The sequence below is a fragment of the Nocardia alni genome, from assembly GCF_019038435.1.
GTDB lineage: Bacteria > Actinomycetota > Actinomycetes > Mycobacteriales > Mycobacteriaceae > Nocardia > Nocardia alni.
Genome location: NZ_JAGPOX010000168.1, coordinates 1 through 20,644 on the forward strand (window position 1 = coordinate 1; position 20,644 = coordinate 20,644).

Here is a 20,644-nt window from a genome sequence, read left to right on the forward strand (position 1 = left end):
CCCCCAACCCCCGCACCACATGCACACAATGATTCGGATCATCACTGGCCAACCCACTGATCCACAAGGGCATCCCCTCCTCGTCGAGCAGATTCAACGGAAATCCCGGCGCCGGCATACCAACCTCATCTCTAGACCGCCGCAGAATACGCCGGGCAACCGACATCTTCGGCCCCTCCGCCCGACCACCGCCACCGCGCCCGACCCGACGTTCAGCTGACTCACAATCGACCGGAGCACACCAGATCGCCGCTGCTCCGGTATAGGACCTGGGCTTTCGCATTTCGCCACAGTTGCGGACTGTCCCGTGGAAATCGGCCGAGTACGGGGACTATGCAGCCGGACGAACCCGGCTGGGTCGTAGCGCTGTCACCATGGCGGCCAGCACCCCGATGAACGCTGCGCCGACGGCCAGCATCGGGACCAGGAGTTCGGTGGCGAAGGTCATTCCGCCGAGCACCGCGACGGCGATCACCATGCCGGATTGGCGGCTCGTGTTGAGTAGGCCCGCTGCGGTTCCGGCGACGGGGGCCGGGGCCAGGTGCATGGCGGCCGCGCTCAGGGAGGAGGCCAGGATTCCTGCGGCGTAGCCGATCAGGGCTGTCGGGGCTATCGCCAGGACCAGGTTTCCGCTCAGGGACAGTAGGGCCGAGCCGATCGCGCCGATCGCGCCTACGGCCGCCAGTGCCACGATGATTCGATCCCGGCGGTCCGGTGTGATCACCAGCGCGGTGACGTTGCCCAGGCACCAGCTGACACAGCACACCAGCAGGACGTAGCCGGTGTGCACGGCGTCGAGGCCGTGCTTCTGCTGTAGATACAGGGCCAGGACCAGAAGTGAACCGTAGGAGGCGAATTGGTAGCAGCCGCCGGCCAGGGCGACCAGCAGGTATGGGCGGTTACGTGAAAGCTCTTGTGGGACGGTCGGATTCTTCGAGACCAGTTCGATCCACAGGAGTCCGGCGGCGGCGGCGACCGCGATCGTCGCCGCGACGACCAGCCAGCCGAGCGGCCAGGTTCCGCGGCGTCCCTCGATCAGGGCTGCGGCCAGCGAGGTGAGCAGGACGCAGAGCAGCAGTTGTGAGGCAGGGTTGACCCGGCGCTGGTGCGCCTCGGGGGAATCGGAGAATCGGCGCAGCATCCACAGTGCCGCAATGCATATCGGCACATTGACCGCGAACATCCAACGCCAGCCGACGAATCCGGTGACCAGGCCGCTCAGCAGCGGCGACGATGCGATGCCGACCCCTCCAACGACACCCCACGCGCCGATCATCCGGGCGCGCCGGGCCGGGTCGGCGATGCCCTTGCCCAGGATCGCCAGGGTCATCGGCAATGCGAAACTGGCGCTGACGCCCTGCAGCACTCGCGCGGCGATCAGCCACTCCCCCGACGTCGCGGCGGCGCACAGCGCCGAGGCGACCGTGAACGCCGCCAGGGCCACGCGGTACACCCTCGCCGCGCCGAACCGGTCACCGGCCGCGCCGGACACCATCAGGAATACGCACAGCGGAATCGTGTACCCGTCCAGGAACCACTGCCCGGCACCGGCGGAGGTGTGCAGCTCGCGGGTTATGGTCGGCAGCGCCACGTTCACCGCGGAGGCGTCGAAGGCGACCAGGAAGTTGCCGATGCTGACCGCGATCACACCGGCTATGCCCAATTGCCTGGCACGAGCGGTCGTTTCGTGCGATGCCTCGTTCTGCGAGATTTCCGAGGCGTTCACGTCGGTCATGGTTACCGTCCTCCCCGGGCCGCCGTCTCGGCGGGCAGTTGTGAGGCGTAGATCGCCTGATGAACAGGAGTCGGCACCCCGGCCGCACGGCCGAACCGCACCACCGCGCCACTCTGACAGGCCAACTCCGACGGTCTGCCCGCGGCGAGATCCCGTTGCATCGAAGAGGTAGTGTCGGGGCTGAATCCCCTGTACACCTTCATCATTCGCGCGACGTCATCGTCATCGAGCGCGATCCCCCGAGCGCGTCCCACCTCCAGCACCTCCTGCATGGCCGCGAGCACCAGGCCCGCGGTCTCGGGCTCGTCCCGGGTGACGCCGACCGGCTGCCGCGCGATCGCGCCGACGCCGCCGTAGGAGGAGATCAGCATCAGCTTGCGCCAAAGCGTGGCCTCGATATCCGCGGATCGGGTGACCGCGATTCCGGCCGTCGTCAGCGCCGCACCGACATTCGCAACGCGGTCCTCGGATTCCGTTGTCAACGCGCCGATCTCGACCGAGGCGTCCGCGCCCAGACAGCGCGTCGCCCAAGGACCCACCCGCTGCGCGATCACCACGCAGCTGCATCCGAGGATCCGATCGGGCCCCAGCACCGCGGCCAGGTCCGCGGCGGCCTCCACACCGTTCTGCAACGGCAGGACGGTGGTACCCGGACCTACGATCGACGCCACCACCCCGGCAGCGGCGGACACCTGCCAGGCCTTCACCCCGACGATCACCAGATCCGCCGGCCCCTCATCCCCGGCGATCCCGGCGACCGCACGGATGCCCGAAACCTCGACCTTCCCCGAATCCCGCTCCAGGATCAGTGGATTCGCAGCGGCGGCGACCGTCTCCGGCCGCCCGACCACGGTGACACGATGCCCGGCGCGGGCGAGCATCGCGGCAAAGTACAGACCTATCCCACCCGCGCCGAACACCGTAATTCTCATGATGCCAACGCATCCTCGGGCACGAACGAATCCTGCATGTCGATCAGCCGCGGTGAAAACTCTCGGTCGCGTAGAGCTTCCAGAGCGAATTGCTGAACCTCATCCAGCCGGACCATATCCCGGTAGAAGTCCTCGATACTTTCCGCCAGAACCGCGAACTCCTGCTGCTTACGGTCGAACAGGCGGTCCATGTGGGCTGCAAGTCGTTCATAGACATCTTTCACGAACTCGTCGTCGGCGAGGATTCGGGAATCCATTCCGCGCTCGGCCAGAATCTGCCGGATGTACGTCGGAAACAGCCCGATGCGGTTGAGGAAGTAATCGACCGGACGGGAAACACCCAGATAGTCGGGCACATTCACGATGCCCGCGTTCTCGTTGCGAACCAGGAACCCGCTCACCGCACGGTACGGAGTGGGCGCGGTCAGGAACACCTGCTCGGACAGCCGGGCCGCCTCGGACAGCTTGTCCAGATCGAGCGGGCGCGCCTCGACGGCGATGTTGTTGTCCTCGAACGTCGCCGCAATGCTCTCGATCTCCGCCAGCCCGGCCCGGTTACCCGCGCCGGCCACGCCGCCCTCGATCATCTGGAACCCGTGGAACACCGAGGTCAGCGAATTCGCGGTACCCAGACCTCGATCGTTGTGGCCGTGCAGGTAGAACGTGCCATCCGGATTGTCGTGCACCAGATTCGCCGCCAGCACGGCGGTCGAGTCCGGTACCAGGGTGCCGACCGAATCGTTGATCCGGATCAGCGAGATGCCCTGTTGGCGGCAGCGTTCGATCTGCCGGTTGAGGTGGTCGTACTTGTCCTCGTCGACGGTGATCGAGAAGGCGTTCAACAGGCTGGAACGCAGCCTCCCGACGCCGATCGACCGAAGCCGTTCGGCCACCCGCTCGAAAAGCTTCTTGTCCGAGTCGATCTCGATCATGCCGATGCTGACGTAGATCTCGGCGAGGTACTCCCGCGGCAGTTCCCTGGCCAGCTGCTCGCACAGCGGCTCCCATGTCTTGAGCGTGAGGTTGAACGAGAACTGCGCGGACTCGGGAATGCGGCCGATGAGGTATTTGTCATCGAGCACCGAACGCACGAACGCGGGCTCGGTGATACCGGAGCCGACATCGATGTCGGTCACGCCGGCATTGGTCACCGCCTCGATCAGTGCGACCTTGCCCTTGTCGCTCGCACCGTAGGGTGCGCGCTCACATCCCTCGCGGATGGTCTCATCCGAGATTGCCTTGATGGAAAAGTCCTTGTATCGCGGCTTGTGGCCGGACGGAAACGAAAGCACAAATTCCTCCGTAGAACAGAAGTGGTCACTGATGGGATTTCCAGAGCGTCGACCTTCCGTCCTCTTCGACGGGCGAACTCCGACGATGGTCACGCGGCGCGCGATAACCATCTGGGTTGAACTGTCCTCTGACACACCTCGATTCGTTCGACGACTATCAGACCCTCGGCCCTCACTGCGCCGAAGCTTTTTCCGCGCCCGCGCCGGTCAGCGCGCGCACCTCCATTTCGGCGAATTTCCCGTCGGCGTGCTCGGCGGACAGCATGGTCCCCGCCCAGCCGAGCAGGAACGACGCTGGAATCGACACCAGACCCGGATTCTGCAACGGGAACCAGGCGAAATCGGCGTGCGGGAACATCGCCCCCTTGTTTCCGGACACCGCGGGCGAGCAGACGATCAGCGCGATGGTGACGGCCAGTCCGCCGTACATACTCCACAGCGCGCCACGGGTATTGAAACGCTTCCAGTACAGCGAATACAGAATCGTGGGCAGATTCGCCGAGGCGGCGACCGCGAACGCCAGCGCGACCAGGAACGCCACATTCTGATTCTTCGCCAGGATTCCGCCGACGATCGCGACCACCCCGATCACCACCGAGGCCATACGCGCCACGCGGACCTCCGCGGCGCTGTCGGTCGAGCCTTTGCGAATCACGTTGGTGTAGATGTCATGTGCGAAGGACACCGATGCGGTGATCGTCAGCCCCGCCACCACGGCCAGGATCGTCGCGAACGCGATCGCGGCGACGATTCCGAGCAGCACCGGCCCGCCGAGCGTCTGCGCGAGCAACGGCGCCGCGGCGTTCTCCCTACCGGGCGCGGCGGCTATCGCGGCCGGATCCACCAGCGCGGCGGCCCCGTAACCGATCACCAGGATGAACAGGTAGCACAGTCCGATCAGCCCGATCGCCCACACCAGCGACCGTCGTGCCTCCCGGGCGTTCGGCACGGTGTAGAAGCGCATCAGCACGTGCGGCAACCCTGCGGTACCCAGCACGAGCGCGACGCCCAGTGACAGGAAATCGAGTTTGGCGGTAGCGCTGCCCCCGTACTTGGCCCCCGGATCGAGCAGCCGCTCCCCCGTCGGCCCGGCGCGACGCACCGCGGCCCGCAACAGATCCGACGGATCGAAGCCGTGTTTGCCCAGCACCCACAGCGCCATCACCCCGGCCGCCACGATCAGCAGCACCGCCTTGATGATCTGCACCCAGGTGGTGCCCTTCATTCCGCCGACCAGAACATAGACGATCATCACGACGCCGACCGCCGCGATAACCACGCTCTGCCCCGCCGACCCGGATATCCCCAGCAGCAGTGAGACCAGGATGCCCGCGCCGGCCATCTGGGCCAGCAGGTAGAACAGGCTCACCGTGATCGTCGAGACCGCCGCGGCCGCGCGGATCGGACGCTGCCGCATCCGGAAGGCCAGCACGTCTCCCATTGTGAAAGTTCCTGTATTACGCAGCAATTCGGCGACCAGTAGCAAGGCGACCAGCCAGCCGACGAGGAATCCGACCGAGTAGAGGAATCCGTCGTAGCCGTACACGGCGATCGATCCGGTGATGCCGAGGAAGGTCGCCGCGGACAGATAGTCGCCGGCGATCGCGATTCCGTTCTGCGGTCCGGTGAACGCCCGCCCGCCCGCGTAATAGTCCGACGCGGTGCGTGAACCGCGGCTGGCCCGCACGACCACCACCAGCGTGACGGCCACGAACAGACCGAAGATGGCGATATTCAGCGTCGGATTGCTGCCCTGCAGCCCGTGCGCGCTCATCACGCACCGGCCTCGAGGTCCGCACGGATCCGATCCGCGATCGGATCCAGACGACGCGCGGCATAACGCACGTACGCACCGGTGATGACGAAGGTGCTGACGAATTCCGCCAGCCCGAACAGCAATCCGATGTTGATGTCACCGAACACCTTCGCCGACATGAACCCATGCGCGTAGTCCCCCAGCACCACATACAGCAGATACCAGGCCAGCCCGAGCCCGGTGACCGGAAACACGAAGGTGCGCAGGCGATGTCGCAGTCGGATGAACTCAGGGCTGGTATGCGCGCTGATCACATCGCCGTGACCCGCCGGACCTCGATCAATGGTCGTCATTGGAACTCCTCGACCTGTGCAGGAGTGATACGAACCACGCTAGATCCGTGGCCGGGCAAGGGAAATCGGTCATCGCCCAGCCGTCGGCCGGTGCGTCGAACGGTCGACGAACGGTGGCCCGGCCGCGACGAACGGTCACGGCCACGCCTCGCCGTCGCTCGGTTACGCCGCGACCGACGTTGCCGCGCTTATTGGTTCCCTCGCTCCGCTCGATCACCGTCGTCCAGGTGCAGACGCAGCATCGCGCCCCTGGACCACTCGGGCGCCCGGCCGCGCAGGGACACGCCGATCATCGTCGCGAACGCCAGCGGAACCGACAGCGGCGCAGGCTGTGTCGCCAGCATCCCGAGCCAGCCCGACAGCGACGGATCGAACGCGGTCAGCGTGATCGCGCCCGAGGAGACGAGCATGCCGACCAGAACTCCGGTGGCCGCTCCGGCAGCGGTGAGCCGCGACCACCAGATCCCCAGGATCAGCAGCGGCGAAAACGTCGACGCCGCAACGGTGAACGCCCAAGTGACCAGAATTCCGGCGTCGAGCCGACCGAACGGCAGGGACAGCAGCAGCACCACGAGTGCCGACAGCAGCACGGTCACGCGCAGCCGTCCGAGACCGCCGGGGGTGAGGTCGTGCGAGATCGCGCCGGACACGGCCAGCAGCAACCCCAGCGAACTCGTCAGAATCGCGGCGAACGCGCCCGCTGTGAGCATCCCGGTCAACACGACGCCCTGCCACCCGAGATGCACCTGGATCGGCAGCGCGACCACGACCGTATCGGTGTCGCCGGACAGGTACAGCTGCGGTACCAGCGCACCGCCGAGTACCCCGTAAATACCAGGGAACAGGTAGAACATCCCGACCAGGGGAACGGTGAGCGCGGCGGCGCGACGCGCGGCCCTGCCGTCGGGGCTGGTATGGAACCGCATGATCACGTGCGGCAGCCCCATGGTGCCCAGTGCGGTGGCCAGCAGCACCGACAGGGTACTCAGCAGGGGGTGGCCGTAGTTCCCGACATCGAACAGCGGCCGCCGCCAGCCGGCGGCGCCGGGCGCGCTCAGCCCGTCGACCCGCGGCGCCACGGCTCCGGCTGGCAAGGCCACGCGCTGCCCGGCGCCGAACCGGTGCGGGCCGGGGTTCAGCACCAGGCCGGGCACGCGGATGGGCTCGGTGATCTCGACGATCACGTTCTGCCGGAAGACGACGGTGGTCGGGTGTGCGAAGCGCTGGAACGCGACCGGATGCATCGCCTCGGCACGCGCGGCGGACCCCACGCCGACCAGCAGCCAGATGGCGGGCACGGCGAACAGCACGACCTTCGCCACGAACTGAAAGGCCTGCACATAGGTCGCCGCGCGCATGCCGCCGAGCACGAGGGTCAGGCTCACCGCCACCGCGGCCAGCACCACGCCCACCCAGTAGGGCGCCCCGCTGACCACGCTCAGCACCAGGCCGGAGGTGTGGAACTGCGGCACCAGATACAGCAGGCTGATCACGAGCACGGCGACCGCCGCCAGCCGTCGTAGCGGACGCGAGGCCAGTCGCGCCTCGACGAAATCCGGCACGGTCAGCGCGCCCGACCGCCGGATCGGCGCGGCGACCAGTGCGAGCATCATGATGTACCCGGCCGCGAAGCCGACCAGGTACCACAGCGCGCCGACGCCGTCCTTCACCACCAGTCCGGCCGCACCGAGAAACGATGCGGCCGAAAGATATTCACCCGAGAGGGCGGCGGAATTCAGCAGTGGTGTCGCGCGCCGCGAGGCGACCAGGAAGTCCGAGGTCGTGCGCATGGCCGCGACGCCGCGCAGGCCGATGAACAGGGTCGTCGCCATCACGAGCCCGACGGCGAACAGGCCGATCATCCGCTGTCCTCGATCGCCTCGGCCCGGCGCAGGTGCCACACGCCCACCACCACGAGCAGCGGGTAGGGCAGCACCGCCAGCGCCAACCAGGACAGCGGAATGTCGGCCAGCCGCAACCGATCCAGCAGCGGCCAGAGGTCCAGCAGGATCGGTAACCCCGCAAGGATGGCCGTCAGCACGACGACCGTGACGACCGCACGGCGGCGTTGGAATCGATAGTTGCGCAACGCCCTTGCGGTCGCGGTGTCCGCCAGGTCCGCCGGAATCCTGGCCGGCCGGCTGCCGTGCCGCCGGGGGCGGGTGTGTGCGAGTCTGGTCTGCGGGCTCATCACAGTGACCCTGCGGGCGGCCATCAGCGGCGATCCGTCTCGCTCGAGCGCGCCGCCCGCAACAGTCGTTCCCGTAGATCGCGCGCCATCCGGCGGCTGACCGGAACGTCGCCGAGCGCGGTGTGCGCGAACAGCCCGCTGGAATCGCTGCGCAGCTCCCGAATCGCGCCGAGCGCGACGAGATATCCGCGGTGCGTCCGCATGAAACCGGCGTCCTCCCAATACTCTTCGAGCCGGGAGATCGGCATCCGGTACAGGTGCACCCCGCCCGGAGTGTGCAGTTTGACGTAATCGCCCTGCGCCTCGGCGAATTGCACCTCACTGCGCCGCACGTAGACAGTCCGGCCGCCGCTGTCCACCGGAAGGGCGGCGAGCACGTCGGCGACCGCGGATGCCGGCGCCGCGTCGGGCAGCAACTTGAGCACCCGGTCGATGGTGGCGGAAAGTCGTTCCGCGCGAACGGGTTTGAGCAGATAGTCCGCGGCTCCGATGCCGAACGCGGCGACCGCGTGCCGGTCGTGCGCGGTGACGAAAACGATCGCGGGCGGTTCACCGAGTTTGGCCAGCAGGTTCGCCAGCTCCAGCCCGTCCAGGCCAGGCATGGAGATATCCAGGAATACCGCGTCGTACCGCCGGCTCTGAATGAGCTTGAGCGCGGTCAGCGAATCGCCCGCGGCCGTGACGATATCGACCACGGGCGTCTCGCGCAGCAGACGGCACAGCTCGTCCAACGCGGACGGCATGTCATCGACCGCGAGCACACGCAGCCGCCGCAGCGTCCTCATGACGGCAACACCCCCGGCTGCGAGAGCGGAACCCGCACCAGGACACGGGTTCCGGCGTCCCGCTCGGTCTCCACGACCAGGCCGTACCACGACCCGTAGCTGGTGCGCAGCCGGCGATCCACATTGGACAACCCGACCGACCCGGTGGATTTCCCGGCCAGGATGGCCTCCGCATGCGCCGGATCCATTCCGACACCGTCGTCCTCGATGGTGATCACGCAGTCCTCGTCGCGCGCCTCGCCGTGCACGTTGATCGCGCCGCCACCCTCACGGGCCTCGATGCCGTGCCGAATCGCGTTCTCCACCAGCGGTTGCAGCACCAGATACGGCAACGGCACCGCCAGCACATCGGGGGTCACCCGAATCTGCACCCGCAGCCGATCGCCGATGACGGCGCGCTGGAGCACGAGATACGTCTCGATGGCCTGGAATTCGTCGGCGACCGTGGTGTATTCGCCGTGCCGCGCAAGGCTGTAGCGCGCGTAGTCGGCGAAATCGAGAATCAGCTCGCGCGATCGCTCCGGATCCGAGCGCACCAGCGAGGCGATGACCGTCAGCGCGTTGTAGACGAAATGCGGTGAGATCTCCGCCCGCAGTGCCCGCAGCTCGGACCGTGCGGCACGCTCGGCACTGTCTTGCAGCCTGCCGTGGTCGAGGATGTGCTCGATCAGCCGGACGGCCTCTTTCAGCGCCTTCGCCGGAGTCGGCCCGTCCACCAGCAGGATGCCCGCGAGCGCGCCATCGACGATCAGCGGCGCGGCGGCAACGGGTCCCTCGGCCGCGTTCCGCTCGGTGCGCAAGACCTCGGCGATCAGCGCGGCGGCCGCGTCGGCGTCCCCGGAGCCACCGGACCAGGCGAGATCCGCGTTCAGATCGCACAGCCCGACAGATCGCGCCCCGAGCATCCGCCGCAGCCGCTGCGCCGCGGCCGGAGCACCGGGCCCGGACAGGCCCTCGGCCAGATTCGTGGTGAGGCGGCGAACATGCGCCAGCGTCACAATCGGATCCACGCGTTCGTTTCGCGACCGCATCCACATCTGCACTGCGACAGACCCCCTCATCGTCCGCATCCGCTCGAGGGCGCCACACCACCTCGCCCTCGGATCCTCGAGTCAGAAGCGTTCCGAGTTGTCACTGGTTGCAATCACCGAAGCCCGCTACCAAACAGGAAGCGGCCCCGCTCTTTTGGATTCCACTGTAACGCGATCCAGCCGTCACCGCCCGACCGCTCGACACCCGCGTTCGCGCACACGTGAGAAAGACGAAGGCCCGCTTCCCAATCGGGAAGCGGGCCTTCGTATTCGGACTCTCAGCCGAGGAGGGGACCTTACTTGGCCCGCTCCAGGACCTCGACCAGACGCCAGCGCTTGGTGGCCGACAGCGGACGGGTCTCCATCAGCTGAACGCGGTCGCCGACACCGGCGGTCTCGTTCTCGTCGTGCGCCTTCACCTTCGAGGTGGTGCGAATGATCTTGCCGTAGAGCGGGTGCCGGTGACGGTCTTCCAGCTCCACGACGATCGTCTTGTTCATCTTGTCGGAGACGACGTAGCCGACGCGAACCTTGCGGCTGCCACGCTCCTCCTGCTTGGCCGGCGTCTTGGCCGGGCCCTTCGCCTCACTCATGCGGCATCTCCCTCAGTCTTGGGACCGGTGGCCAGACCGAGCTCACGCTCGCGCATGACCGTGTAGATGCGCGCGATCTCGTGCCGGACCACGCGCAGCCGACGGTTGTTCGTCAACTGACCCGTCGCCATCTGGAAGCGCAGATTGAACAGCTCTTCCTTCGACTCGCGCAGGCGGGCGGTCAACGCCTCCTGGTCGAGATCCCGCAGATCTGCGGCTGGTGTTCCGGTAGCCATCAGAACTGCTCCTCCCTGGTCACGATCCTGCACTTCATCGGGAGCTTGTGCATCGCACGGCGCAGCGCCTCACGAGCGGTCTCCTCGTTGGGGTAACTCATCTCGAACATCACCCGACCGGGCTTGACGTTCGCGATCCACCACTCCGGCGAACCCTTACCGGAACCCATGCGGGTCTCGGCGGGCTTCTTGGTCAGCGGGCGATCCGGGTAGATGTTGATCCAGATCTTGCCGCCACGCTTGATGTGACGGGTCATCGCGATACGCGCCGACTCGATCTGCCGGTTGGTCACGTACGCCGGCTCCAGGGCCTGGATTCCGTACTCGCCGAACGACACCGAGGTGCCGCCCTTGGCCATGCCGGAGCGCCCGGGGTGGTGCTGCTTGCGGAACTTGACCTTGCGAGGCATCAGCATGGGTCAGCCCTCCTGGGGTGTCTCTGCCGGTGCGTCCGCCACAGCGGTAGCGGCGCGTCCGGCCTCAGTGCTGGTCGCGGTGGTACCGGACGAACCGGACCGACGCGGGCGGTTCGGCCGCTCCCGACGCTCGCGACGCTCACCGGCCGGCGGCGTGGTCGCGGTGACCTCACGCTTGCCGCCGACGATGTCGCCCTTGTAGATCCAGACCTTCACACCGATGCGGCCGAAGGTGGTCCGAGCCTCGTACAGGCCGTAGTCGATGTCCGCGCGCAGCGTGTGCAGCGGAACCCGACCCTCACGGTAGAACTCCGAACGCGACATTTCCGCGCCGCCCAGACGACCCGAGCACTGCACCCGGATGCCCTTGACGTTCGGCGAACGCATGGCCGACTGGATGGCCTTGCGCATCGCACGACGGAACGCCACACGGTTGGACAGCTGCTCGGCCACGCCCTGGGCGACGAGCTGCGCATCGGACTCGGGGTTCTTGACCTCGAGGATGTTCAGCTGCACCTGCTTGCCGGTCAGCTTCTCCAGCTCGGCGCGGATACGGTCGGCCTCGGCGCCGCGGCGGCCGATCACGATGCCCGGACGCGCGGTGTGGATGTCCACCCGGACGCGATCACGAGTGCGCTCGATCTCGACCTTGGAGATGCCCGCCCGCTCCATGCCCGTGGCGAGCAGCTTGCGGATCGCGACGTCTTCCTTGACGTATTCCTTGTACTGCTTATCGGCGTACCAGCGCGACTTCCAGTCGGTGGTGATGCCGAGGCGGAAGCCATGGGGGTTGATTTTCTGTCCCATTTACTTGGCCCCTCCCTTCCGGCGGCTACGTGCCGGGGCGGCACTGGGCACGCTCTCGACCTCGATGGTGATGTGGCTGGTGCGCTTGCGGATCCGGAACGCGCGGCCCTGGGCCCGCGGCTGGAAACGCTTCATGGTCGCGCCCTCGTCGACATACGCGGTCGAGATGACCAGCGTCGCCGGGTTCAGGCCCAGGTTGTTCTCTGCGTTGGCCGCGGCCGAGGCCACGACCTTGGCGACCGGCTCGCTGGCGGCCTGCGGGGCGAACCGCAGGATGTCCAGCGCGTCCTCGACTCGCTTGCCGCGGACCAGGTCCACGACCCTGCGCGCCTTCATGGGCGTCACGCGAACGTGCTTGGCCGTCGCGCGCGCTGTCGGGTTCGCAATTTCGGGGCTGGCCAGCTCCGCTGTTTGGCTCTTCGCTTCGCTCATCGCCGCTTGCTCTTCCGATCTTCCTTGACGTGGCTACGGAACGTGCGGGTCGGCGCGAACTCACCGAGCTTGTGTCCGACCATGTTCTCCGACACGAACACCGGCACGTGCTTACGGCCGTCGTGCACCGCGAAGGTGTGCCCGATGAAATCGGGGATGATGGTCGAACGACGTGACCAGGTCTTGATGACCTGCTTGGTGTTCTTCTCGTTCTGGACGTCCACCTTCTTGAGGAGGTGTTCGTCGACGAACGGGCCCTTCTTCAGGCTGCGTGGCATGTCTTAACCTCCTCTTAGCGCTTCTTGCCGCGGCGGCGGACGATGAGCTTGTCGCTCGGACGGTTGGGTTTACGGGTACGGCCCTCAGGCTGGCCCCACGGCGAGACCGGGTGGCGACCACCGGAAGTCTTGCCCTCACCACCACCATGCGGGTGGTCGACCGGGTTCATCACGACACCACGGACCGTGGGACGACGACCCTTCCAGCGCATGCGCCCGGCCTTGCCCCAGTTGATGTTCGACTGCTCGGCGTTGCCGACCTCGCCGATGGTGGCGCGGCAGCGCACATCGACGCGGCGGATTTCACCGGAGGGCATACGCAGGACGGCGTAGGTGCCTTCCTTACCCAGCAGCTGGACGCTCATACCGGCCGAGCGGGCCAGCTTGGCGCCACCGCCGGGACGCAGCTCCACCGCGTGGATGGTGGTACCGGTCGGGATCGAGCGCAGCGGCAGGTTGTTGCCCGGCTTGATGTCGGCGCCCGCACCGGACTCGATCTTCGTGCCCTGGGCGATGCCCTTGGGCGCGATGATGTAGCGCTTCTCGCCATCGGCGAAGTGCAGCAGTGCGATGTTGGCGGTGCGGTTCGGGTCGTACTCGATGTGAGCGACCTTGGCCGGGATGCCGTCCTTGTCCAACCGGCGGAAGTCGATCAGACGGTAGGCGCGCTTGTGACCGCCACCGCGGTGCCGGGTGGTGATCCGGCCGTGCGCGTTGCGGCCGCCGGACTTGCTCAGCGGGCGCAGCAGCGACTTCTCGGGAGTCGACCGGGTGATCTCGGCGAAGTCCGAGACGGACGCGCCGCGACGACCCGGGGTCGTCGGCTTGTATTTACGGATTGCCATGAGTTCTTCTCTGCTTTCTGGATTCCCCGCCGCCTACGCGACCGGGCCTCCGAAGATCTCGATGGGCTTGCTATCGGCCGAGAGGGTCACGAGCGCGCGCTTGGTGTCCTTGCGCTTGCCGTAACCGAAGCGGGTCCGCTTGCGCTTGCCCTGACGGTTGGCGGTGTTGACGCTGGTCACCTTCACGCCGAAAACCTTCTCGACGGCGATCTTGATCTGCGTCTTGTTCGAGTCCGGGTGCACCAGGAAGGTGTACGTGCCATCCTCGATCAGCCCGTAGGACTTCTCGGAGATGACCGGCGCGAGCAGGATGTCGCGGGGATCGGCGATGGTGGTCACTTGCTGTCCTCCTGTGCAGCCTCAGCGGGCCCGTGCACGAAGGCGTTCAGGGCCTCCACGCTGAACACGACATCATCGCTGTTCAGCACGTCGTACGTGTTGAGCTGGTCCGGCGCGATCGGGTGCACACCCTGCAGGTTGGCCACGCTCTTCCACGCGGCGACATCCTCGCGACCGACGACGACCAGCAGCTTCTTGCGGTCCGACAGCTCGGCCAGGAAGCTCTTGGCGATCTTGGTCGACGGGGTCTGACCCTCGACCAGTTCGGTGATCACGTGGATGCGCTCGTTGCGCGCCCGGTCAGACAGGGCGCCACGCAGCGCGGCGGCCTTCATCTTCTTGGGCAGGCGCTGCGAGTAGTCGCGCGGCTGCGGGCCGTGCACGATGCCACCACCGGTGAACTGCGGCGCGCGGGTCGAGCCCTGACGGGCGCGGCCGGTGCCCTTCTGCCGGTACGGCTTCTTGCCACCGCCGCGGACCTCGCCGCGGGTCTTGGTGGAGTGCGTGCCCTGGCGCGCGGCGGCCTGCTGGGCCACGACGACCTGGTGCATCAGCGCGATGTTGGCGGTCGCGTCGAAGATCTCCGCGGGGAGCTCGACGGTGCCGTTGGTCTTGCCGCCCGGCGCCTTGACCGGCAGCGTCAGATTGGTTTTAACCTCGGCGCTCATGCGTGGGCACCACCCTTCACTGCACTCCTGACGATCACGACGCCGCCCTTGCGGCCCGGGATCGCACCCTTGATCAGCAGCAGACCGTTCTCGGCATCCACCTTGTGGACCGAGAGGTTCTGCGTCGTGACGCGGTCGCTACCCATCCGCCCCGACATCCGCATGCCCTTGAACACGCGGCCGGGAGTGGAGCAGCCACCGATCGAACCCGGCCGGCGGTGCACGGCCTGCGCACCGTGCGAGGCGCCCTGGCCCTTGAAGCCGTGACGCTTCATGGTGCCCGCGAAGCCCTTGCCCTTGCTGGTGCCGGTCACATCGACGTAGGTGCCCTCTTCGAACACATCGGCGTTGATCTCCTGGCCGACCTCGAAGCTCGCGGAATCGGCGAGGCGGAGCTCGGCGAGGTGGCGGCGCGGGGTCACACCGGCCTTGGCGAACTGGCCCGCGGTCGGCTTGTTCACCTTGCGCGGGTCGATGGCGCCGAAGGCGACCTGGACGGCGGAGTAGCCGTCGCGCTCGATGGTGCGGATCTGGGTCACGACGTTCGGGCCCGCCTTGACGACGGTCACGGGAACGACGCGGTTCTTCTCGTCGAAGACCTGGGTCATACCGAGCTTGGTGCCCAGGATGCCCGCGGCCGGACGACTCTTGTTGTCAGTCATGTGTGCAATCCCCGTCACTGGATGTTGACGTCGACGCTGGCCGGCAGGTCGATGCGCATGAGCGCGTCAACCGTCTTCGGCGTCGGGTCGAGGATGTCGATCAGCCGCTTGTGCGTGCGCATCTCGAAGTGCTCGCGCGAGTCCTTGTACTTGTGCGGCGAACGGATGACGCAGTACACGTTCTTCTCGGTCGGCAACGGCACGGGCCCGACGACGCGGGCACCGGTGCGGGTCACCGTCTCGACGATCTTGCGCGCAGACGCGTCGATCGCCTCATGGTCGTAGGCCTTGAGCCTGATGCGGATCTTTTGTCCCGCCACGCTGAGTGTCCTTTTCTCCGCTTTCGTCGTGATCCGGGAGTCGCCTCCCGAAGCACCCTCACTTGCATGCCCGAACCCTACGAAGACAGCAGACGCATCCGTAACTCACTACGACCGGTCTCGACCGATCCATCGCCGCTGTTCATCTGTCATGGTTCATCCGGTCCACGCGGTCGGGCGTGTCGCCCTATCGCTCATTCTCCAGCACTGAACAACTCCAGTGGACCGGATGAATGCCGTCCCGGAAGTATCCGCGCCGGACTCGACGCCGATACACAGTGGGTACTGCCTGCCTTGTGCCGATCGGGCCTGGTCAGTGCCGGATTTCTCCGACGGACACACCCCACCCGGTAAAGGCAACCCGACAAGTATGCACGAGGCCCGGTACCGACTCCAAATCGGGGCCTCGTGGTCCCCGCGACAGGAGCGGCGACCGCTGACACCGGAAACCGCGTCGGCGGACCCTGGAATCCGGCCTACCGCTGCATTCTGCACACCGAATCGTCCGGAAACCGACAATTCTTCGCACAAAATGCAGCCGCAGGCCGGGATGCCGGTAGTTCAGAGGGGCAGGGGAAGACGGCCGGGTCTCAGCCGACGCCACACGATCACGACGAATATCAGCAGCCCCGCCAGGGGAAGTAGGCCGAGAGTCCAGCTCAGTGCGAGCGGGGGCCCGGGCTGGTTCAGGACCTGGACGCCGACGAGGGTGCCCTGGCCGTGGCCCTGGGGACCGTCGATGGTGAAGGTGAAACTGTAGGTGCCGGGGGCGTTCAGGGATTTGACGTCCAGACCCCAGGAATCGCGCATGCGGGGATGGCGCACGAGCGGCTGCACCCGGCGGGTTGCTCGGCGGTCGGGGCCGTTGATCTTCAGGGTGCCGGATTTCCCCGCAATGCCGTCGGCGGGCAGGAAGGTGAAGTCCAGGGACTGCATGGCGCGAATGGGCCAGGTGGTGAAGCCGACGGTGAGGTCGTAGGGACCGACCTGAACCTTTTCGGTGTGCACGATGTTCACCGGTTGATATGCGGCGGCCGGGCCTGCGGTGAACAGGGTCAGCGCGGAGAGAGCCAGCAGGATCAGCATCAGGCGGCGCAGCAGCGGGCGACGACCGATGTGCACGCTCGTCCCAGGCCGATCTGGATTCCCCGTCCCCCCGGTGCGCCGGTTGCCCCGATCCATCGAATGACGTGCGTCGATGCTCATCGCGCTATCTCCTGGACCGACCCGGCCTCGCGCGGGGCCAATGTGTTCAGCATCGCCGCGAACCGCCCGCCGAGGAATCCGGCGAGCAGGCCGAACGGGATCCCGAGGATGGCGACTATCGCGAAGCTCGACGCGGTGATGCGTGAAACAGGATCGGTCATGATCGTCTGCAACGGCAGCCCCACCCCGAGGATGACGCCAGTGACCACGCCGGTCACCAGCAGCGTCCGGTGCGGATTCAGCGCGCGGGTGCGGGCCACCCAGAACAGGCCCTCCACCACCACCGCGGCCACGATCAGGAACATCGGCATGATGCTGGGGAAGCTGGGCGGCAGCGGCTGCAGCCCGTCACGCAGCGGCAGCCCGACCGCCGAGGCATAGGCGTGTGCGGCCCACGGCGAGAACCACCACAGCACCGCCTGCGTGATACTCATCGCCACACCGATGACCAGTGCGCCGCCCGCGCGTCCCAGTACGACCGCGCCCATGATCAACAGCATCGGCGCGAACAACACCGTGGCGGCGATGATCGGATCGACCGGCATCGGCAGATTGTTCAACCCGTCGGCGGGGATCGGCGCGTAGGAGATCAGGAAGACGATCGAGAGCACCAGTCCGGCCCGGGCCCACAGCTCGTCCCGATGTGCCGAGAACACGATGATGCTGCCGATCATGGTGGTGCTGATCGACAGGAAGAGCGCTACGTGCGAGGGCGTGTTGAGCACGGCGTCGAATCCGTAGATCGAATGCCACTCCAGGTCGAACAGGCCGTAGAGCAGGAACAGCGCCGCACCCGCCCCGGAGACCATGTAGCCGATCGGTGCGGTGAGCGTGCCGCCGAACACCCGGATCGGGGTGCCGCCCAGGCGCGGCACCGGACGTCCCGCGCGCTGCGCCGAGGTCGTCAGGATCACCATGGCCAGACTGGCGAATCCGGAGATCGCACTGCCGGAGTAGAGGAACAGATGCGGCAGTGTGAAGAAGGTGTCGGGCCCGACGTCGGTGTGCCACTGGATATCCCAGCTGGTCCCGACCGTGCCGACGATGATGCCCAGCAGCACGACCCAGGCCCCGGCGCGCGCGGCGAGGCCGGTATCGTAGGCGGTGAGCCGTTGCGCGGCAGTCGATGTCGCGCGAGCGGGTGCCGCGTCGAACGGTAGTGAGGCGGTCATGACCACACCTCGTGCTCGCTGTGCTGCCCCATGACAATTCCTTTCCTGTTCATCCGCCGATCCACAGGGGTATCGACAGTTGATCGATGGCCTGGCCCATGGCGATCCATACCTGGAGACTCCAGGGGCCGGTCATCATGAACGAGACATCCGGCGCGTGATATCGGCCGGATCCGGTCGGCGCGGCGGTGACGGGCTGATCCGAGTAACCCATCCGGGGCTCGATCGCCTGCACTCGAATCACGGCCCGGGATACCGGTTTTCCGGATCTGTCGGTCAACGCCACATCGATTCCGGTGTCACCCATTCGATGGTTCGCGACGGTGACGGTGACGATGTGATCCGCTGTGCCGCTGTGCAGTACGAGTGGTCCGGGCGAGCTCGGCCACACCAGCCATCCGGTCAGGGCGAGCACCGCCGCGACGATCACGACGATCACCACCACCCTCATCCGGCGTCCCCACGAACTTCGCGCGACGGATTCGGAACTCGTCATCGCGCCACCTCCGAGCCGTCCCACCCGATGACGGACTTACCTATCCGGGCCGATCGCCTCATGGTCATCGACTCGCCCCCGATTCCGCGACGTCGAGCACGACCGGAATGGTGAGTACGGTGAAATTCCGCTCGACCTGAATCCAGACGCGATACCTGCCCGGAACCGGGAAGGTGTACGTGAACGGTACGGACGGGCCGTACGCGGCCACGGTCTCGTCGGGGGCACTGTCGCCGTTGACCGGAAGCATCAGCATCGCGCCACCGGAGTTCGTCATGTTCCGCGCGGGAGCCGAATTCGTCGAACTCACCCCCGGCTTCCCGGGCGCGGCGCTCATACCCGGCGCACCGGGCATTCCCGGTCCGTTCGAGCCGGAACTCGGCGCCACCGGCGTCCCAGCCATCCCGGATCCCCCCGGAGCGGCAGGCGTATTCGGCATCGGCGCGCGACTCGAATTGCCCGGCAGGTTCTGGCCAGGGCCCGACACGGCGGTCATCGCAGGCGAATTCGGCTTGGGATTCTGTCCCGATATACCACTGATCCCGGATTCACCCGGTGCGGCAGGCGTATTCGGCGCGCGATTCGAGTTTCCGGGCGGGTCAGGGACGAGACTCGGCGCCGCCTGCATGCCCGGCATATTCGGCATGGCATTCGAACTCCGGCTCATCCCCGGTGCACTCGGGCCGGCGCTCGGCGCAACCGTCATGCCGGGCATGTCCGGCATCGGGCCGCCGGCCCCGGGCACAGACGGCGCGGCACTCGGAGTCGCGTTCTCGCCGGGAAGGCCGGGGCTCGTTGTTCCACTGGCGGAATCGTTGCCCATACCCGCCATGGACATGCCGCCCATCGAGTGGGCATGGCCCCAAATCGGAGCGTTCTGCACCTCGTCTCCGATATCGGAGTCACTGGGGAGCGGGCCCGCGACGATCATGTGGCCGACCATGCCGAGCCAGGGTTGCAGGTCGGAGGTGTCGCCGACCGTGGCGGTCAGGGTGATCGGCACGCCGGCTACCGGATCGGTGCTCGTCACGGTGATCGGGGTGGGGCCGATGGCGGTGGCGGCCGTAGTCGTCCCGTCGCCGAGGTGCACCGGCTTGGCGGTGTTCGGAAAGGCCACAGTCGATTCGCCCGGAGTGACGGTGAATCCGTTTGCGGCGCGGACCATCTGAACGCCACCGCCGCGGCGGGCCAACTCGGCGGACAGGGCGTAGTTGCCGGCCTCGGGCGGCGTGAGGTGAATCTGGTAGTGGCCGGGCGCGATTCGAATGGGATGCAGGTGGGCCAGCTCACCGCTCGGGCCGATCACCAGCAGATGGATCAGCGCACTGTCCTCGATGACCAGATCGTCCACGGATGCGCCCGTCGCGGCGTCGGTGAGGTACAGATCGAGATCGCCGGGTCGCCCGGCATCGAGCGGGGCGGTACCGAGGCGCAGCATGACCGGCGGCCTGGAAAAGTCCGAAATCAACGGCTGCCCAAGGGCATACGGGTTGCTCACGTTGTTCACGTCCGGATCCAGCTGCACACCCGGTTGCGGCGGCAGGGGCAGCGACGAGGACAGTACGGCGGCGGTCACCGCGACCGCGATCCCGGCGACCATGCCCCCGGCCGGCAACAGCGCCCACGCACTGCGCCGCGCCCGCACCGCGACCACGATCGAGACCGGCAGCAGCACCCCCGCGGCCAGGAATCCGCCGTATACGAGACGTTCCGGCGGCGTGGTCACCTGTTTGGGCACGACGAACGGAATCCGGGCCACCCGTATCCCGTCCCCGACCGCCAGCTCCCACGGCCCCGGCCGATCCACATGCAGCGTGGTCGAATACATCCCCGGCCTAGCGCCGAGATCCACCGCACCGCGATCGGTCGGCACGCCGGGCGCGGGCAGCGACGAGGACTTCGACGAGGCCCCCACCGGCGTCAGCGCCAACGAGAGCCGGCCACCTGCGCTCCCCGCATGGGTCACCACCTCGACCTGCAACGGCCCGGGCACCGAAGTCACCCGCCGCAGCACAACGGTCAGTTCCCGATCACCCAGCGTCTGCGCGATCGAGATATCCCCACCCGCCGACGGCGCATCGGCAACCGCGTACCCGCCC

24 protein-coding genes are annotated in these 20,644 nt (G+C 67.1%); all 24 read right to left on the minus strand.

From position 1 onward, the window contains the following. Nucleotides 1-331: 331 nt before the first annotated feature. Nucleotides 332-1,735, minus strand: coding sequence for an MFS transporter (locus tag JZ791_RS38370; RefSeq protein ID WP_216901957.1), 1,404 nt, complete (start codon nt 1,733-1,735; stop codon nt 332-334). A gap of 2 nt (nt 1,736-1,737) precedes the next feature. Continuing rightward, complete coding sequence (locus JZ791_RS38375) at nt 1,738-2,667, minus strand: ketopantoate reductase family protein (protein ID WP_254207079.1); 930 nt, start codon at nt 2,665-2,667, stop codon at nt 1,738-1,740. Beyond that, a complete protein-coding gene (locus JZ791_RS38380; protein WP_216901959.1) occupies nt 2,664-3,959 on the minus strand; it encodes a hydroxymethylglutaryl-CoA lyase-like TIM-barrel protein in 1,296 nt (431 codons plus the stop codon). Before JZ791_RS38380 ends, JZ791_RS38375 begins: the two co-directional genes overlap by 4 nt. 172 nt (nt 3,960-4,131) lie before the next feature. After that, nucleotides 4,132-5,733, minus strand: coding sequence for a monocarboxylic acid transporter (locus tag JZ791_RS38385; RefSeq protein WP_216901961.1), 1,602 nt, complete (start codon nt 5,731-5,733; stop codon nt 4,132-4,134). Beyond that, nucleotides 5,733-6,068, minus strand: a complete 336-nt coding sequence (locus JZ791_RS38390) for a DUF485 domain-containing protein (RefSeq protein WP_216901963.1) — start codon at nt 6,066-6,068, stop codon at nt 5,733-5,735. Before JZ791_RS38390 ends, JZ791_RS38385 begins: the two co-directional genes overlap by 1 nt. Before the next feature lie 188 nt (nt 6,069-6,256). Continuing rightward, nucleotides 6,257-7,930, minus strand: coding sequence for a sodium/solute symporter (locus tag JZ791_RS38395; RefSeq protein WP_216901965.1), 1,674 nt, complete (start codon nt 7,928-7,930; stop codon nt 6,257-6,259). Next, complete coding sequence (locus JZ791_RS38400; RefSeq protein WP_216901967.1) at nt 7,927-8,259, minus strand: hypothetical protein; 333 nt, start codon at nt 8,257-8,259, stop codon at nt 7,927-7,929. The genes JZ791_RS38395 and JZ791_RS38400 overlap by 4 nt, the downstream gene beginning before the upstream one ends. A 23-nt stretch (nt 8,260-8,282) precedes the next feature. Beyond that, the gene (locus tag JZ791_RS38405) at nt 8,283-9,044 is read right to left on the minus strand and encodes a LytR/AlgR family response regulator transcription factor (RefSeq protein ID WP_216901969.1); all 762 of its coding nucleotides are present in this window, start codon (nt 9,042-9,044) and stop codon (nt 8,283-8,285) included. After that, the gene (locus tag JZ791_RS38410) at nt 9,041-10,042 is read right to left on the minus strand and encodes a sensor histidine kinase (RefSeq protein WP_216901971.1); all 1,002 of its coding nucleotides are present in this window, start codon (nt 10,040-10,042) and stop codon (nt 9,041-9,043) included. The genes JZ791_RS38405 and JZ791_RS38410 overlap by 4 nt, the downstream gene beginning before the upstream one ends. 329 nt (nt 10,043-10,371) lie before the next feature. Continuing rightward, nucleotides 10,372-10,668 (minus strand): 30S ribosomal protein S17, encoded by a 297-nt coding sequence (rpsQ, locus tag JZ791_RS38415; RefSeq protein ID WP_216901973.1) that lies wholly within the window; start codon nt 10,666-10,668, stop codon nt 10,372-10,374. After that, on the minus strand, nt 10,665-10,904 hold the full coding sequence (gene rpmC, locus JZ791_RS38420) for a 50S ribosomal protein L29 (protein WP_216901974.1): 240 nt from the start codon (nt 10,902-10,904) through the stop codon (nt 10,665-10,667). The genes rpsQ and rpmC overlap by 4 nt, the downstream gene beginning before the upstream one ends. Continuing rightward, complete coding sequence (gene rplP, locus JZ791_RS38425) at nt 10,904-11,320, minus strand: 50S ribosomal protein L16 (RefSeq protein ID WP_216901975.1); 417 nt, start codon at nt 11,318-11,320, stop codon at nt 10,904-10,906. Before rplP ends, rpmC begins: the two co-directional genes overlap by 1 nt. Before the next feature lie 3 nt (nt 11,321-11,323). Next, nucleotides 11,324-12,127, minus strand: coding sequence for a 30S ribosomal protein S3 (gene rpsC / locus JZ791_RS38430; protein WP_216901976.1), 804 nt, complete (start codon nt 12,125-12,127; stop codon nt 11,324-11,326). Then, on the minus strand, nt 12,128-12,559 hold the full coding sequence (gene rplV, locus JZ791_RS38435) for a 50S ribosomal protein L22 (protein ID WP_438804604.1): 432 nt from the start codon (nt 12,557-12,559) through the stop codon (nt 12,128-12,130). Next, complete coding sequence (rpsS, locus tag JZ791_RS38440; RefSeq protein ID WP_067581272.1) at nt 12,556-12,837, minus strand: 30S ribosomal protein S19; 282 nt, start codon at nt 12,835-12,837, stop codon at nt 12,556-12,558. Before rpsS ends, rplV begins: the two co-directional genes overlap by 4 nt. A 14-nt stretch (nt 12,838-12,851) precedes the next feature. Then, on the minus strand, nt 12,852-13,682 hold the full coding sequence (gene rplB / locus JZ791_RS38445) for a 50S ribosomal protein L2 (RefSeq protein ID WP_216901977.1): 831 nt from the start codon (nt 13,680-13,682) through the stop codon (nt 12,852-12,854). Between the two features lie 33 nt (nt 13,683-13,715). After that, nucleotides 13,716-14,021 carry a 50S ribosomal protein L23 gene (rplW, locus tag JZ791_RS38450; protein WP_216901978.1) on the minus strand — a complete coding sequence of 102 codons (306 nt, stop codon included), beginning with the start codon at nt 14,019-14,021 and terminating at the stop codon, nt 13,716-13,718. Continuing rightward, nucleotides 14,018-14,689 carry a 50S ribosomal protein L4 gene (gene rplD / locus JZ791_RS38455; protein ID WP_216901979.1) on the minus strand — a complete coding sequence of 224 codons (672 nt, stop codon included), beginning with the start codon at nt 14,687-14,689 and terminating at the stop codon, nt 14,018-14,020. Before rplD ends, rplW begins: the two co-directional genes overlap by 4 nt. After that, the gene (rplC, locus tag JZ791_RS38460; RefSeq protein ID WP_216901980.1) at nt 14,686-15,351 is read right to left on the minus strand and encodes a 50S ribosomal protein L3; all 666 of its coding nucleotides are present in this window, start codon (nt 15,349-15,351) and stop codon (nt 14,686-14,688) included. Before rplC ends, rplD begins: the two co-directional genes overlap by 4 nt. 14 nt (nt 15,352-15,365) lie before the next feature. Continuing rightward, complete coding sequence (rpsJ, locus tag JZ791_RS38465; RefSeq protein WP_003938093.1) at nt 15,366-15,671, minus strand: 30S ribosomal protein S10; 306 nt, start codon at nt 15,669-15,671, stop codon at nt 15,366-15,368. A 561-nt stretch (nt 15,672-16,232) separates the two neighbouring features. Then, nucleotides 16,233-16,754 carry a hypothetical protein gene (locus JZ791_RS38470; protein WP_216901990.1) on the minus strand — a complete coding sequence of 174 codons (522 nt, stop codon included), beginning with the start codon at nt 16,752-16,754 and terminating at the stop codon, nt 16,233-16,235. 119 nt (nt 16,755-16,873) lie between these two features. Continuing rightward, nucleotides 16,874-18,049 carry a hypothetical protein gene (locus tag JZ791_RS38475; protein WP_254207080.1) on the minus strand — a complete coding sequence of 392 codons (1,176 nt, stop codon included), beginning with the start codon at nt 18,047-18,049 and terminating at the stop codon, nt 16,874-16,876. A gap of 49 nt (nt 18,050-18,098) precedes the next feature. Then, nucleotides 18,099-18,545, minus strand: a complete 447-nt coding sequence (locus tag JZ791_RS38480; RefSeq protein ID WP_216901982.1) for a FixH family protein — start codon at nt 18,543-18,545, stop codon at nt 18,099-18,101. A 64-nt stretch (nt 18,546-18,609) separates the two neighbouring features. Next, the coding region (locus tag JZ791_RS38485) for a hypothetical protein (protein ID WP_216901984.1) at nt 18,610-20,644 on the minus strand (2,035 nt) is incomplete at its 5' end.

Bases quoted from the DNA above. Each gene is read 5' to 3' on its own strand.
- JZ791_RS38370 (WP_216901957.1), bottom strand. From the start codon at position 1,735: ATGACCGACGTGAACGCCTCGGAAATCTCGCAGAACGAGGCATCGCAC.
- JZ791_RS38375 (WP_254207079.1), bottom strand. From the start codon at position 2,667: ATGAGAATTACGGTGTTCGGCGCGGGTGGGATAGGTCTGTACTTTGCC.
- JZ791_RS38385 (WP_216901961.1), bottom strand. From the start codon at position 5,733: ATGAGCGCGCACGGGCTGCAGGGCAGCAATCCGACGCTGAATATCGCC.
- JZ791_RS38390 (WP_216901963.1), bottom strand. From the start codon at position 6,068: ATGACGACCATTGATCGAGGTCCGGCGGGTCACGGCGATGTGATCAGC.
- JZ791_RS38395 (WP_216901965.1), bottom strand. From the start codon at position 7,930: ATGATCGGCCTGTTCGCCGTCGGGCTCGTGATGGCGACGACCCTGTTC.
- JZ791_RS38400 (WP_216901967.1), bottom strand. From the start codon at position 8,259: ATGAGCCCGCAGACCAGACTCGCACACACCCGCCCCCGGCGGCACGGC.
- JZ791_RS38405 (WP_216901969.1), bottom strand. From the start codon at position 9,044: ATGAGGACGCTGCGGCGGCTGCGTGTGCTCGCGGTCGATGACATGCCG.
- rpsQ (WP_216901973.1), bottom strand. From the start codon at position 10,668: ATGAGTGAGGCGAAGGGCCCGGCCAAGACGCCGGCCAAGCAGGAGGAG.
- rpmC (WP_216901974.1), bottom strand. From the start codon at position 10,904: ATGGCTACCGGAACACCAGCCGCAGATCTGCGGGATCTCGACCAGGAG.
- rplP (WP_216901975.1), bottom strand. From the start codon at position 11,320: ATGCTGATGCCTCGCAAGGTCAAGTTCCGCAAGCAGCACCACCCCGGG.
- rpsC (WP_216901976.1), bottom strand. From the start codon at position 12,127: ATGGGACAGAAAATCAACCCCCATGGCTTCCGCCTCGGCATCACCACC.
- rplV (WP_438804604.1), bottom strand. From the start codon at position 12,559: ATGAGCGAAGCGAAGAGCCAAACAGCGGAGCTGGCCAGCCCCGAAATT.
- rpsS (WP_067581272.1), bottom strand. From the start codon at position 12,837: ATGCCACGCAGCCTGAAGAAGGGCCCGTTCGTCGACGAACACCTCCTC.
- rplB (WP_216901977.1), bottom strand. From the start codon at position 13,682: ATGGCAATCCGTAAATACAAGCCGACGACCCCGGGTCGTCGCGGCGCG.
- rplD (WP_216901979.1), bottom strand. From the start codon at position 14,689: ATGAGCGCCGAGGTTAAAACCAATCTGACGCTGCCGGTCAAGGCGCCG.
- rplC (WP_216901980.1), bottom strand. From the start codon at position 15,351: ATGACTGACAACAAGAGTCGTCCGGCCGCGGGCATCCTGGGCACCAAG.
- JZ791_RS38475 (WP_254207080.1), bottom strand. From the start codon at position 18,049: ATGACCGCCTCACTACCGTTCGACGCGGCACCCGCTCGCGCGACATCG.
- JZ791_RS38480 (WP_216901982.1), bottom strand. From the start codon at position 18,545: ATGACGAGTTCCGAATCCGTCGCGCGAAGTTCGTGGGGACGCCGGATG.